Below are 13,693 nucleotides of genomic sequence, written 5' to 3' on the forward strand. Positions count from 1 at the left end.
TATGCTTCTCTTGGGCCACAAATATGCGCTCTCAGGTCTATAAAAAGCAAAAGGAACCTACGCAGTTAGTATCCTGCGGGTTCCTGTTTGAGTATTAGTTCCTTATTCTCAGAAAGTCGATTCTCGGAGACAAAAACACAAAGACCATCAGAATTTACCCTGATGGTCTAATATCGCCTTGTCATGATGGCGATTAGTGTTTGCGGCCAGGAATGACACCTGTCTTTTCATATGAATCCACAATGATATCAATTTCTTTTTTGAGTTCAGCAAGCAGTTCTGCTTCAGGCACTTTACGAATCATTTCTCCGTAACGGAACAACATGCCTTCGCCGCGAGCGCCTGCGATCCCGATATCAGCTTCGCGCGCTTCTCCTGGACCGTTAACCGCACAGCCCAACACAGATACCTTGATTGGCACCTTGATTTTGGAGATGTACTCTTCCACCTCGTTAGCAATCGAGAATAGATCAATATCCAAGCGACCGCAGGTCGGGCAGGATACGAGCGTTGCCGCATTCGTAATTAAGCCAAATGTCTTGAGCAGCTCACGAGCTACCTTAATTTCTTCAACCGGGTCTGCGCTAAGCGAAATGCGAAGCGTGTTCCCGATTCCCATGTTGAGAAGCGTACCAATCCCTGCTGCGCTTTTTACAGCCCCTGTAAACAAAGTACCAGCCTCTGTAATTCCGAGGTGAAGAGGGTAATTAAAGGCTTTGGCAGCTTGCGAATAGGCAGCTATAGCCATAGGCACATCAGAAGCTTTGAGGGACACGATAATATCTTGGAAATCAAGCTCTTCCAGAATATTGATGTGAAACAAAGCACTCTCTACCATGGCTTCCGGGGTTGGGTATCCATACTTCTCAAGGAGATGATTCTCCAATGAGCCCGCATTTACACCGATCCGAATCGGAATCCCACGTTCCTTACAAGCTTTAACGACCGCTTCCACTTTCTCGCGGCGACCGATATTGCCTGGATTAATCCGTACTTTGTCAATCCCATTCTCAATGGCAGCAAGCGCCAAACGATGGTCAAAATGAATATCAGAAACCAGCGGAATATGAATTTGCTTCTTAATTTCTTTAATGGCCTCTGCTGCTTCCTTATTGTTAACCGTGACACGAACGAGTTGACAGCCTGCCTCTTCCAAGCGAAGAATTTCGGCAACGGTCGCTTTCACATCCGCCGTTTTCGTTGTGCACATGCTTTGCATGATGACTTCATTACTGCCACCGATGGTCAAATCGCCTACTCGGACGGCACGCGTATCTCTTCTATGGAACATTATGGTTTCTCTCCCCATGACACCAAACATCCTCCGCTCCAATTTCCTTGAAGGAAATCGGATTGGAGGCTGTGTGTTCGTTTATGAAATTATGGGTTACGCACTTTCCTCTTTTTTCTTACCTGAGGCAGGAGCGCCCTCTTTGGTCGTCAAAACAGGAGTAATCTTGTTCTGGACCGTTTCCTTGGACACCACACAAGTGGATACATCGGTTCTCGAAGGCACCTCGAACATCACATCAAGCATAATGCTCTCGATGATCGCTCTCAATCCACGCGCGCCTGTATTCCGTTTAATCGCTTCTTTGGCAATGGCGTCTAGCGCCTCAGCATCGAATTCGAGTGAAACGTTATCCATTTCCAGCATCTTCTGGTATTGTTTCACGAGCGCATTCTTAGGCTCGGAAAGAATGCGTACAAGGGCTGCTTCATCCAGCGGCTCTAGTGTGGAGATAACTGGCAGACGACCTACGAATTCCGGGATTAACCCGAATCTCAAAAGATCCTCTGGAAGTACCATGGACAGGTACTCGCCTGGTTTCAAATCAACTTTAGCACCGTCTGTGCTAAAGCCAATTACTTTTTTACCGATTCTACGTTTGATAATTTGCTCAAGACCGTCAAAAGCTCCGCCGCAAATAAACAAAATATTCGTCGTATCGATTTGAATGAATTCTTGATGCGGATGCTTACGTCCACCTTGCGGAGGAACGGACGCAACCGTACCTTCAAGAATTTTCAATAAAGCTTGCTGTACGCCTTCACCGGAAACATCTCTTGTGATCGATGGGTTCTCGGATTTGCGTGCAACTTTATCAATCTCATCAATGTAGATAATGCCGCGCTCGGCCTTCTCTACATCATAATCAGCAGCTTGAATCAATTTGAGCAAAATGTTCTCAACGTCTTCCCCTACATATCCCGCTTCTGTCAATGAAGTGGCATCTGCGATCGCGAAAGGCACGTTCAGAATTTTGGCTAGTGTTTGCGCCAGCAACGTTTTACCGCTACCTGTTGGCCCTAGAAGGACGATGTTACTTTTTTGAAGCTCAACATCTTCCAATTTGTTTTGCGAATTGATACGTTTGTAGTGATTGTAAACCGCTACAGCCAACGATTTTTTCGCTTGTTCTTGCCCAATGACATACTGATCCAAAATGTTGCGAATTTCCTTTGGCTTCGGAACATCCTTCAGATCAAGTTCTTCTTCATGACCTAATTCTTCTTCCACAATCTCCGTGCAAAGCTCTATACATTCATCACAAATGTAAACTCCCGGACCTGCAACAAGTTTGCGAACTTGATCCTGGGATTTTCCACAAAAGGAACATTTGAGTTGGCCTTTTTCATCGTTAAATTTAAACATGGGATCACTCCTTTATTTCAAGTCGTTTCGAGTGATAACCTCGTCGATTAACCCGTATGCCTTCGCTTCATCAGCGCTCATAAAGTTATCCCGGTCGGTGTCTCTTTCGATCTTATCAAGCGGCTGTCCCGTACGGTCCACATAAATCTGGTTGAGTTTTTGTTTCGTCTTGATAATCCAATCCGCGTGAATCTTGATATCGGTCGCTTGACCTCTAACACCGCCGAGCGGTTGGTGAATCATAACTTCTGCATTCGGCAGCGCGTATCGCTTGCCTTTGGCACCTGCCGTTAACAGCAAAGAGCCCATACTTGCAGCCATACCTACGCAAATCGTAGATACATCAGGTTTAATGAATTGCATGGTATCAAAAATACCCATACCTGCCGTTACAGACCCACCTGGTGAGTTGATGTATAAGTGGATATCCTTATCAGGGTCCTGTGCGGATAAAAAGAGCAGCTGGGCAATGACCAAATTAGCCACATCGTCATCAATTGCGGTCCCGATGAATATAATGCGGTCCTTAAGCAGACGCGAGTAGATATCGTAAGAACGTTCCCCACGAGCCTCTTGTTCAACAACCATAGGAATAAGACTCATTGTACCAACTCCTTTTACGGCCATAGCCATATTCTCCAAATTGGGATTCAGTAACAGTTTAACACGTTTGAGCGGCAAAGTCATTTTTTCAGAGAACTGCTATGTAAGTGGGCATTTCTTATGTTATTGGGCAGTTTGGAGCTAAAATAGGGTAAAAGAAAGGCACGTTGCTTACGTACGTGCCTTTACTAACCTTATTTATACTGCTGCGGAAACATGCTTGCTATTTTCAAGCAAGAAGTCTACCGTTTTTCTCATAACAAGATCATTGCTCAAACCTTCAAGGCTGCCGTTGGAAGCAAACAGCTCACGAAGTTCAGCAGTTGTTTTTTGGTAGGAATCTGCATATTTACCAAGTTCCGCGTCAACTTCTTCGTCGGAAACTTCGATTTTTTCTGCAGCTGCAATAGCTTCAAGAACAAGGTTGTTGCGAACACGCTTCTCAGCATCTTCTCTCATTTGATCTTTCAGCACGCTCTCGTTTTGACCGGAGAACTGGAAGTAAATTTCAAGCGTCATGCCTTGGGAACGAAGACGTCTTTCGAATTCTTTCACCATAACATCAAGCTCTGCTTCTACCATGGAAGCTGGAATTTCAACATCAGCATTTGCTGCTGCTTTTTCCACAACTGCTGTTTCAAGAGCAGCCTCTGCATCTTTTTCCTTGCGCTCTTGAAGACGTTTTTGCAATTCTTCTTTGTACTCGACAAGTGTATCGTACTCGCTAACATCTTTCGCGAATTCATCGTCAAGCTCTGGCAAGTTTTTGCGTTTGATGTCGTGAATCAACACTTTAAACACAGCTGCTTTACCTTTAAGGTCTTCGGAGTGGTAGTTTTCTGGGAAGTTAACGTTAACGTCCTTTTCTTCACCTTTGCCAAGACCAACAAGCTGCTCTTCGAATCCTGGGATGAAAGAGTTCGATCCAAGCTCAAGGGAATACTTCTCCGCTTTGCCGCCTTCGAAAGCTTCACCATCAACGAATCCTTCGAAATCAAGGACAACGACGTCGCCGTTAGCTGCTTGTCCTTCTTCAAGAACAACCAATTCAGCGTGACGTTGCTGCAAGCGTACAAGCTCTTCGTTCAGTTCTTCTTCTGTTACTGCTGCACTAACCGCTTCAACTTCAATGCCTTTGTAATCGCCAAGCGCAACTTCAGGCTTAACAGTTACTTTCGCTTTGAATTTCAAGACTTGGCCTTTACCGAATTGCTCAACGTCTACTTCTGGACGATCAACAGGCTCGATTTTGACCTCTTCAATCGCTTCCACATAGACTTCAGGCAAAATGATATCTAAAGCATCTTGATACAAGCTTTCAACACCGAATTTAGCTTCAAAGATAGAACGTGGAACTTTCCCTTTACGGAATCCTGGAACATTTACTTTCGCTGATACCTTTTTAAATGCTTTATCCAAAGCATCTGCGACGCGCTCTGCGCCAACTTCCACTTCAAGAACGCCTACGTTCTTCTCTATTTTTTCCCAACTTGCTTTCATTTTATGCTTTCCCCTCCAAAAATGTACGATGACATATTTTCACGTACGCTCATTATAACCATTCTATTATAACATATAACAATTTCATTTCAAGGCGACCTTTAGAAGCTACGACGGATCGGGACTAAACTGCTGCACAAACGCTTGCAGCACTAGGTGTGCCCGCTTCCATTGCAGCGTCATTGAATCCACAATCCCATAGTTATCTAGTATTTCTTCACGGTTTACCGTGCCAAATAATTTCTCTTGCAGAATCGCATGCAGCGCAGAAGCCCATACATCTACCGCCCCTTCTTCGGCGTTAAGGAGATCCGTGTAGATGGATGTGCCGTAGGCGTAGGCCAGAAACTCCTGCCACGTTTGTCTGGCAAAATAAACAAAATCAGGCTGGCTTGTTTCACTAATGTCCCCAACTCTGCGAATCATATCACGAATTCGCAATGGAAATTCTTCGGGACACAGCGGAGTCTCTTCAATATCGACAGCGATCTTCTTCCCATTCTTGGGAAACTCAGCAATCCCGTTCTCCCCCATGTGCTTGAGCGCTTGCAGCGCTTTAAACTGAATGTGCGGATGCCGGGGCCTTTCACTGAGCCATTCCCTCACCGATTGGCCCAGGCCTGGTTGATCAAGGAAACCAAGCTGCTCCAGCGCGCTGACCTGCTCCTCCAAGGTCCCTTCTTTCAACAGGTTCAGCAATTTAAGGGCATAGCCTTCGTCCGTCGTCTTTTCTCTTATGTATTGTCTTAGTAAGTCCTTTTCCTCTTCTTCATCCTCTTCCTGCTGCGTTGTCGTCGGAAACAGCGTCTCTGGAAACATCGTATAGAGCCAATGACGCAGCGCTTCCCACTGTTCCGTTTTACTTTCGTCCACATTCGGAAATTGCAGTAGAAAAGTTAACAACTGCAGGGCATCCGTATACTGCTCTGTCCGCAGGAAACGTGTCAACTCATCTTCATAATACTGTTCTGTTTTCGGAAAAAGAAATAGATTGTTCATGGATCGGTCCGTTATGGGATTCACCTCAGAAATCATGGTCTCGCTGGTGACAGTTTACTTGATTGTCAGAGTGATTGCAAAATAATTATGAAACAAAGGGTTGACTTCCTATAAAACGATATGATATATTAACTCTCGCTTCGCTAAACGGATTCATTCCGCTAGGTAAGAAGAGGTTTATGTCTCAGTAGCTCAGCTGGATAGAGCACACGCCTTCTAAGCGTGCGGTCGGGGGTTCGAATCCCTCCTGGGACGTCATTAAGTTTATTGTAAGACATAAAAGCTCGAAACGCCTTGATCTTCTTGGCTTTTCGGGCTTTTATTGATATATACGTTTGTATTAAATATCATAGATAACGATACAACGAAATCATTTAATTTGGTTGCAACATCATACCCTTGGGGCTTTTTTTATAACTTCTTTCATTTACTTCGAAAGAAAAACGTTTTTTTATGAGATTATTAATTGATTTACTTGAATCAGCGAAACCCAACAATTGACGGATTGTATCGAAAGTATACATTTCCAATAAGTCAATAAAGGCAGAATTGACAAAGGATGCTGATATACTATCAATTTTGTCAAACGATACGGAAACTTTCTGCCCTTTTCCTAAATGGTCAGCTATTAAAACACGAATGACATCACCATCGGAGTTGCTGTAGCATTGATTGACATGATCGTTCACTTTAATCATAATCATAAAAATTCCTCCTCTAATGCGTTTTGCATATTACTTTTCCACCATTCGAACATATGTTTGTATTAATTATATACGAACAAAAAGCGAACAATCAAGTAATATTTTATTTCCCAAACACGTGAGAGAAATATAAGGAACAATACACTAAAAAAAGCCCAAAGGGATTTCCCTTGGGGCTTTTTTTAGTTATGTTATAGTTCAAACATTCAATAGTGTATTTCTTTCATTTACTTCGAAAGAAAATCGTTTTTTTATGAGATCATTAATTGATTTGCTTGAATCAGTGAAACCCAACAGTTGACGGATCATATCGAAAGTATATACTTCCAATAAGTCAATAAAGGCAGAATTGACAAAGGATGTTGACACACTATCAATTTTATCAAACGATACGGAAACTTTCTGCCCTTTTCCTAAATATTCAGCTATTAAGACACGAATGACATCACCATCGGAGTTGGAGTAACATTGATTGACATGATCAATTACTTTAATCATAACCATAAAAATTCCTCCTCTTCATTTTCAATGGTATCAGTTCTGAAATTGATTTCTAAAAGTGTACCAGGATAAAATCCAGATACATTGTTTTCAGTAAAAATAATACCACCAAATCCATCTTCTTCACAATTTAGTATACCACGGTTTGAATGTATGTAAACATATCCTTTATTATTCTTAACGACATTATGTAGTAAAATGTCGAGTCCCGCCCCCCTATTTTTAGGCGTGGTTTTAGTAGTAAATCCCTCTTTTACAGCAAGTCTTAACGCTTCTGAATCAGTTAGCGACGGTTTAACGCGTTGAATATTATGCGGTATTCCGACTCCAAAATCAGAAATGGCCACCATTACTCTATTTTCCTTCGGGTATTGCTGAATGAATATGCTGCCTATTTTTTCGGAAGAATGATCATTTATGTTATTAAAAACTTCTTTTAAGCATGTCTCGATTTCAGAAAGCGACCTCTTTGTTAGATTTAGCTTCCCTGCCAGCCACTGCATCGCTTTAGAAAGATATTCAATACTTCTTGAATAAGTTACATTTTCTAGTGAAAGAGTTGTTGGCCTTAAAGAGGCAAAACTATCAAGTGTTTCATTTAAATAATGTTTGAAAAACATAGAATCGTCTAAAAAAGAAATTGGACACCATTTATTTAGGCGGTTAGGCACAGGGCATCTAAAACTTACTGAAGCACCATGCTTATGAAGCTTCCCAATTAGATTGCTTAATACTGTGACCCCAACAGGACGAATAAACTGCAATGAGTAAAAATCAAAGACAAATTCTTTATCTTTCGGCTCATTATTCTCATCTAAAATCTCCGAAATGAAGCGGTATATGTCTTCTTTATCAAAACTTTGCGGAAGTGAAACATCCATTTTAGCACCCCATCTTTATAAAAAAGTAGGTCTATAGTAGCACTCCCGTCACTAATATTCAATATTTTTTTCCATAAAACCCTATTTCAGAGATTAAACTTCACATCTTGCAGTACTCACAACTTAAATCTAACCATTTGATCTTGCAAGCCCTCAGCCAACTTGGACAAGGCGGAAGCGGATGAGGACACTTCCTCCATAGATGCCAGCTGTTCTTCGGTAGAAGCCGACACCAGTTGGACCCTCGATGCGGATTGCTCAACGATGTTCGAAATAGTTGTCATTGAGCTGCCAACCTGATCCGTGCTGGCAGACATTTGCTCAGCAGCCGCTGCAACCTCTTGAATCTGAGATACTACAGTAAGGACAGATTGTTCAATATGCTGGAACGATGTACCGGCCATATGGACGATATGAATGCCTTCATTTACTTCTTTTATTCCTAAATCCATACATTGAGCTGCATGATGCGTTTCTTGTTGAATCGTCGAAATCAAATCAATAATTTGCCCAGAGGATTCGGACGACTGCTCGGCTAGTTTGCGAATTTCGCTTGCAACCACCGCAAAGCCCCTCCCCTGTTCTCCTGCTCGCGCCGCTTCAATAGAGGCATTCAAAGCGAGCAAATTCGTCTGCGAGGCAATCGCGGTAATGATGCCTGTAATTTCTCCAATATCCGTAGAACGCTTCCGCAGCCCTTGAATGACAACGGACAGATCTTGAATGATTGTATGTATAGAATTCATTTGTGCAACGACTTGTTGAATCGCATGTTTACCTTCCAAAGACTTGTCAGCAGCAACGGAAACGGATGAGGACACACTTTGAGCGTTAACAGCGATTTGCTCGGCCCCCGTTGACATTTCATTGACCGCCTGCACACTCTCCATCACAATTTCAACTTGCTTCTCTGTTCCTGCCGCTACTTCCTGGATAGCCAAAGCAATTTGTTCCGTCGCCCAATTGGTCTGTTGAGCGCTGGCTGTCAATTCTTCGGAGGAGGATGTCACTTGATCAGCGCCCGTCTTCACTTGCAGGATTAACTCACGAAGATGATGAACCATCTGATTAAAAGAATCGGCCAATTCACCAACCTCATCCCGGTTCCTTACATTAATGTCATTGTGGGTAAGATCACCAGAAGCCACGCGTTTGGCTGCTGCTGCAACAAGAATAATAGGCTTGGAGATCAGCCTGGAAATAACAACCCCTACGACAATCGCAGACACCAAAGCAATGATGCTTATGAGCAAAACATCTCGCTTGGTGGATTCAATCATCTCTGAATTGTAGGCGCTGCTTTCATCCACCAGCTGCTTTTGGCCTTCGGCGATTTTGTTCGCCAAGGCTTCCATTTCTCGTCCAACCGGAATCAGCTCCGAATTTGCGAGCCCAACCGCTGCGGTCACATTCGTTCCTGTCAGAGCAATCACTTGTTCAGATGCTTGCTTTAACTTTTTGTTGCCTTCGCTCAATGCCTTTAGTTCATTTTTGTCTATATCGCGCTGCACCATAATCGCCGTCGTATTAATGAGTTCGGTCAAGCTGGCATTGGCTTGAAGAAATCGATTGTCGCAAAATTCGACATGGACGATTCAAATGACTATACGCATCTTCAATCGTTTGGTTACAGCCTCCTGCTGCCGCCATCTCTTTCTTGCTACGAATCTTTCATTTTGTGCTATAATCATCTCAATTACATAATTCGAATAGATGAGGTGCCCTTGCATGCAGCAAGGGGTAACAGGGAATCGGGTGCAAATCCCGAGCGGTCCCGCCACTGTATTCGGGGAGTTTCTTTCTATTAATGTCACTTGATACGTCATCAGGGAAGGCCGAAAGAAAACGACGATCCGAGAGCCAGGAGACCTACCTTCATCTATGTACCCACACACCTTCGCGGAAAGGAGCGGCGTACGTCAAGTCATTCGACAATGCCTTTCAATTGTCGTTTATTCGTACGTACCCACGACCGATCCAAGAGGATTGGTCTTTTTTTGTACCTCATTTTAAGAGTAAAGGAGATTTACAACCAACATGTTCACGATTAAGAAAAAACTTTCGAGCTTTCTGCTGCTTGTGCTGGGGTTTGCCTTATATTTATTTATCAATGAACCCCAGTCTGCTCATGCCATGCATATTATGGAGGGATTCCTCCCGGTGGGATGGGCTATCTTCTGGTGGGTTGCTTTTCTGCCCTTCTTCTTCCTTGGTCTGCGCTCATTGATTAAAATCACAAAAGAAAACCCCGAGCTCAAAATCATGCTCGGACTTGCCGGAGCGTTCACCTTCGTGCTCTCCGCACTGAAAATTCCATCAGTGACGGGCAGCAGCTCGCATCCAACTGGCACAGGCCTCGGAGCTGTCATGTTCGGTCCTCTGCCCATGAGCGTCCTTGGCTCTATTGTTCTGTTGTTCCAAGCGGTGCTGCTCGCCCATGGCGGACTTACGACGCTCGGTGCTAACGCGTTCTCCATGGCGCTATCCGGACCCGTCGTCGGCTATTTGATCTATCGGTTCATGATGAAAACGACCGGAAAACAGAAATGGTCCATCTTCCTAGCTGCCGCTTTGGCCGACTTATCCACCTATGTCGTAACTTCGATTCAGTTAGCGCTTGCCTTCCCGGCTGAACAAGGCGGGTTTATCGCTTCCTTCTTGAAATTTGGAGGCATTTTTGCCATTACCCAAATCCCGCTCGCGATTAGCGAAGGTATTTTAACCGTATTAATTTGGAATTGGCTGCAAGCTTATAGCCCCAAAGAATTGACAATCCTGCAACATAAGATGAAAGGAGCATCTGAACAATGAAAAATCGCACAACAAATATTCTCATGCTGGTTGCCATCGTCTTATTAGCCGTATTGCCCTTAATCTTCGTCAAAGGTGAATTTGGCGGAGCTGATGATGCAGCTGAAAAATTAATTCAAAGTATTCAACCTTCCTATCAACCTTGGTTCTCTTCTTTCTTTGAACTGCCTGCGGAGACAGAAAGCATGCTATTTGCCCTCCAAGCGGCACTTGGTGCGGGCTTTATCGGGTATGCTTTTGGACTATTCAAAGGAAAAGCTTCTAAATCCAAATCCCAATGATTAAACGGATTGATACACTTGCTTACGGCAATGGCTTACGCGATCTTTCTCCTATGTGGAAATGTGCATTTGCTACGATTATGCTGTTGTTCACCTACGTCGCTCACCCAGCCGTTCAGTTCCTTCTAGCCATTTGGTTAACTATATGGACTGTGGGTTATGCGCGTATTCCGATTCGCTTCTACTTATCGCTAATTGCCATCGCTTGCTTGTTCTTCATTGGAAGCATACCTGCCTTAATCGTTGAAATTCGCCCTTGGCAAGCAACCTCTCCCGCACTTCATGAAGCGGCAGGCTTCACCTTTATGAACTGGCATTTTTTCGTTACTTCATCAGGTCTCTTGCTCGTCGGGAAGCTTTTTGTGCGCATTGTCGCCTGTCTTTCTTGTATGGCCTTTATCATTTGCAGCACCCCTTTTGCGGAACTGCTTCAAGTCTTGAAGAAAATACGGGTCCCGATGCTCGTCCTCGAAATTATGCTGATTATGTACCGGATATTATTTATTCTTTTTGAAACGGCCCAAGATATGTATGTTGCTCAGCAAGCAAGGGGCGGCCAAAGCGGTTTCCAGAACCGATTAAAGGATACAGCTACCCTTATTGTTCAAATGTTTGTCAAAACGATGCAGCAATATAGATCCATGTCCAATGGACTTGTCTCCAGAGGCTTCACCGAGGACATTCACATGGCCCCCTACCAAGCTAAACCCGTACCTGTTCGGTATAAAGCGGAAAGCATCGCAGGCTTCATACTGCTGCTGCTCTTGGAAATTTGGCTGCATTGGAGGATCGCCCTATGAATTCGATTTTGGAAACCTTAGATATCAGCTTCAGCTATCCCGGAACAAAGGCCAACGCCTTAAACAAACTAAAGCTCGCGATCCCGGAAGGAAAAAGAACGGCCCTATGCGGTCACAACGGCTCCGGCAAATCAACTTTATTCCTGCACGCGATCGGCATTCATTCGCCTGCCTCCGGCCAGGTTCTATGGAACAACACGCCGCTGACGTACAATCGCAAAGAACTCAAGCAATTGCGTCAGGATATTGGACTTGTTTTTCAAGATCCCGAGCAGCAGCTTATCTTAAATACCCCGTATGAAGATGTTACCTATGGGCTGCGGAATGCAGGGATTCCAGAGCCTGAGATCAAGCTCCGTGCAGAAGCGATCTTGCGCACAATGCGGATTGAACACTTGGCGCATACTCCGATTCATCATCTGAGCCTTGGCCAGAAGAAACGCGTCGCTCTGGCAGGTGTGCTCGTACTTGAGCCTAAGCTTCTGCTCCTGGATGAGCCTACAGCTTATTTGGATCGTATTTCCGAGCAGCAGCTTATCGAAGAGCTTGATCGCATCCATCGCCGAGGGATCACGCTCGTGATGGCAACGCATGACATGAATCTGGCCTATGCTTGGGCAGATTGGATTCTTGTCCTCGACCAAGGACAATGTGTGATGGCAGGTACGCCTGCCGAGATTTTCAGCAACACGCAAGCGATCCAGTCTCTTGGCTTGGATAAGCCCATGCTGCTGGATCTGTGGGAAGCTTTGCCTGAGACAAGCCGCCAAGGTAGAACTGCGCCGAGGAATGTAGAGGATTTTAAAATTCTGTTGCAAGAATGCTTGGCATAAAAATGGTTCGAATGCGTACGGAGGGTGCTTGAGCCGAAGCAGTTCCGGATCAACCAAATTGCAGAAATGAAAACAAGGGGCAAAGGGGAAATAATTCACTCCTTGAAATGGGATGAATGCAGCAAAGGAGCTTTCCTACAAGTAGCAAAAACTTGTGGAAAGCTCCTTTGTATTTCAGAAGGCTTGGATCACTAAACCGCTGGCAAAGATGCGGACATCCGTGAAGGTGCGGTTGTTGTATTATAAACCTGCAATTATGCATCTTTTGGGGCTTGGTTTAGCCGGAAATTGATAAATTCCTGCAATTATACATGCTTTTGCGGCCTATTTCGGCTTTCTGGATGAAAAAGTCGGAAATTCCTGCATAATCGCAGGAATTCCCTTTTTTCGGACAATTCGGCTGAAAAAGCCTGCATTTTCGCAGGTTTTTGACTCCGTGAGCCACTCCGTCCGCCGCCTCGCCTTGCCTTTGCTTTGCATCGCCTCGCCTCGTGCCGTGCCGTGCCTTGCCTTGCCTTGCCTTGCCTTTCCTTATCTTGTCTTGTCTTGTCTTGTCTTGTCTTGTCTTGTCTTGTCTTGCCTTGCCTTGCCTTGTCTTATCTTGTCTTGTCTTGTCTTATCTTGTCTTGCCTCGCCTCGCTTTGTCGTGCCGTTCCGTGCCTCGCCTTGCCGCGTCTCGCCTTCCCTTCCCTCGCCCGGTGGAAACCAACGCTCCCAAAAGACGCAGGGCAGAACAAATCAGCTCTCTCTCCGCCTTACTGCTTGATCCGACTTACGCCTGCGCGGCCTTTTCCAGTCGGAACAAAGCTCGTCTCATAGCTGTAAATCATCTGATCTTCCAAAGGCTTGCCCTCGAGCAAATGCTCGCGCACAAGTCTTCTTCCCAGCTCCGGTGTCATCTCTTTGTACCAAATCCCTTGCGGATACACGGTGACCACACAGGCGTCCTCACAGCGGCCGTTGCATCTTGTTCGTGTCGTGTGAATGAGACCCTCCGCTTTGTGCTGGGCAATTTCATCACGGATAGCCAAAGTCGTCTCATCGCCTAATTTCTTCATGCAGGAACCGCCATTACAAATTAAAACGTGATGTCTCACGGTAGATAAATCCCAAGTACTCATAAC

At 44.7% G+C, this 13,693-nt stretch carries 14 protein-coding genes, 1 tRNA gene and 1 riboswitch; of the genes, 5 read left to right on the forward strand and 10 right to left on the reverse strand.

All coding sequences use genetic code 11. From position 1 onward, the window contains the following. Window positions 1-193: 193 nt before the first annotated feature. The 5 genes from ispG to BC351_RS33250 all read right to left on the reverse strand — a co-directional run bounded on the left by ispG (window position 194) and on the right by BC351_RS33250 (window position 5,758). Window positions 194-1,291 (reverse strand): flavodoxin-dependent (E)-4-hydroxy-3-methylbut-2-enyl-diphosphate synthase, encoded by a 1,098-nt coding sequence (gene ispG, locus BC351_RS33230; protein WP_079419132.1) that lies wholly within the window; start codon window positions 1,289-1,291, stop codon window positions 194-196. Window positions 1,292-1,387: 96 nt separating this feature from the next. After that, the gene (gene clpX / locus BC351_RS33235) at window positions 1,388-2,656 is read right to left on the reverse strand and encodes an ATP-dependent protease ATP-binding subunit ClpX (protein WP_079419134.1); all 1,269 of its coding nucleotides are present in this window, start codon (window positions 2,654-2,656) and stop codon (window positions 1,388-1,390) included. A gap of 12 nt (window positions 2,657-2,668) precedes the next feature. Continuing rightward, entirely contained in the window at window positions 2,669-3,259 is a 591-nt protein-coding gene (clpP, locus tag BC351_RS33240; RefSeq protein ID WP_079419350.1) for an ATP-dependent Clp endopeptidase proteolytic subunit ClpP, read from the reverse strand. 198 nt (window positions 3,260-3,457) lie between these two features. Then, window positions 3,458-4,759: a trigger factor gene (tig, locus tag BC351_RS33245; protein WP_079419136.1), complete on the reverse strand. Its 1,302-nt coding sequence runs from the start codon at window positions 4,757-4,759 to the stop codon at window positions 3,458-3,460. 108 nt (window positions 4,760-4,867) lie between these two features. Continuing rightward, window positions 4,868-5,758 carry a hypothetical protein gene (locus BC351_RS33250; protein ID WP_079419138.1) on the reverse strand — a complete coding sequence of 297 codons (891 nt, stop codon included), beginning with the start codon at window positions 5,756-5,758 and terminating at the stop codon, window positions 4,868-4,870. Between the two features lie 181 nt (window positions 5,759-5,939). Between BC351_RS33250 and BC351_RS33255 the strand changes: the two genes are divergently transcribed. Continuing rightward, window positions 5,940-6,013, forward strand: a tRNA-Arg gene (locus tag BC351_RS33255). Window positions 6,014-6,132: 119 nt separating this feature from the next. On the opposite strand, the gene BC351_RS33260 is transcribed toward BC351_RS33255, so the two are convergent. The 4 genes from BC351_RS33260 to BC351_RS33275 form a co-directional block, all read right to left on the reverse strand. Next, complete coding sequence (locus BC351_RS33260) at window positions 6,133-6,462, reverse strand: STAS-like domain-containing protein (RefSeq protein WP_079419140.1); 330 nt, start codon at window positions 6,460-6,462, stop codon at window positions 6,133-6,135. A gap of 198 nt (window positions 6,463-6,660) precedes the next feature. Continuing rightward, the gene (locus BC351_RS33265; protein ID WP_079419142.1) at window positions 6,661-6,966 is read right to left on the reverse strand and encodes an STAS-like domain-containing protein; all 306 of its coding nucleotides are present in this window, start codon (window positions 6,964-6,966) and stop codon (window positions 6,661-6,663) included. Next, window positions 6,957-7,844: an ATP-binding protein gene (locus tag BC351_RS33270; protein WP_079419144.1), complete on the reverse strand. Its 888-nt coding sequence runs from the start codon at window positions 7,842-7,844 to the stop codon at window positions 6,957-6,959. Before BC351_RS33270 ends, BC351_RS33265 begins: the two co-directional genes overlap by 10 nt. Before the next feature lie 116 nt (window positions 7,845-7,960). Next, window positions 7,961-9,388 (reverse strand): methyl-accepting chemotaxis protein, encoded by a 1,428-nt coding sequence (locus tag BC351_RS33275; protein ID WP_144028601.1) that lies wholly within the window; start codon window positions 9,386-9,388, stop codon window positions 7,961-7,963. Window positions 9,389-9,544: 156 nt separating this feature from the next. Beyond that, a riboswitch (cobalamin riboswitch) is annotated at window positions 9,545-9,735 on the forward strand. A 146-nt stretch (window positions 9,736-9,881) separates the two neighbouring features. On the opposite strand from BC351_RS33275, the gene BC351_RS33280 reads away from it, so the two are divergent. From BC351_RS33280 to BC351_RS33295, 4 genes are read left to right on the forward strand one after another with little or no spacing between them, the layout of a single operon-like run. Next, on the forward strand, window positions 9,882-10,655 hold the full coding sequence (locus BC351_RS33280) for an energy-coupling factor ABC transporter permease (protein WP_079419148.1): 774 nt from the start codon (window positions 9,882-9,884) through the stop codon (window positions 10,653-10,655). Further along, window positions 10,652-10,936: an energy-coupling factor ABC transporter substrate-binding protein gene (locus tag BC351_RS33285; protein ID WP_079419150.1), complete on the forward strand. Its 285-nt coding sequence runs from the start codon at window positions 10,652-10,654 to the stop codon at window positions 10,934-10,936. Before BC351_RS33280 ends, BC351_RS33285 begins: the two co-directional genes overlap by 4 nt. Beyond that, window positions 10,933-11,736 (forward strand): cobalt ECF transporter T component CbiQ, encoded by an 804-nt coding sequence (gene cbiQ / locus BC351_RS33290; protein WP_079419152.1) that lies wholly within the window; start codon window positions 10,933-10,935, stop codon window positions 11,734-11,736. The genes BC351_RS33285 and cbiQ overlap by 4 nt, the downstream gene beginning before the upstream one ends. Beyond that, window positions 11,733-12,569, forward strand: coding sequence for an energy-coupling factor ABC transporter ATP-binding protein (locus BC351_RS33295; RefSeq protein WP_079419154.1), 837 nt, complete (start codon window positions 11,733-11,735; stop codon window positions 12,567-12,569). Before cbiQ ends, BC351_RS33295 begins: the two co-directional genes overlap by 4 nt. Window positions 12,570-13,324: 755 nt before the next feature. On the opposite strand, the gene BC351_RS33305 is transcribed toward BC351_RS33295, so the two are convergent. After that, entirely contained in the window at window positions 13,325-13,690 is a 366-nt protein-coding gene (locus BC351_RS33305; protein ID WP_079419158.1) for a (2Fe-2S) ferredoxin domain-containing protein, read from the reverse strand. Window positions 13,691-13,693: the final 3 nt, after the last annotated feature.

It is taken from the genome of Paenibacillus ferrarius, from assembly GCF_002027705.1.
Classification (GTDB): domain Bacteria; phylum Bacillota; class Bacilli; order Paenibacillales; family NBRC-103111; genus Paenibacillus_E; species Paenibacillus_E ferrarius.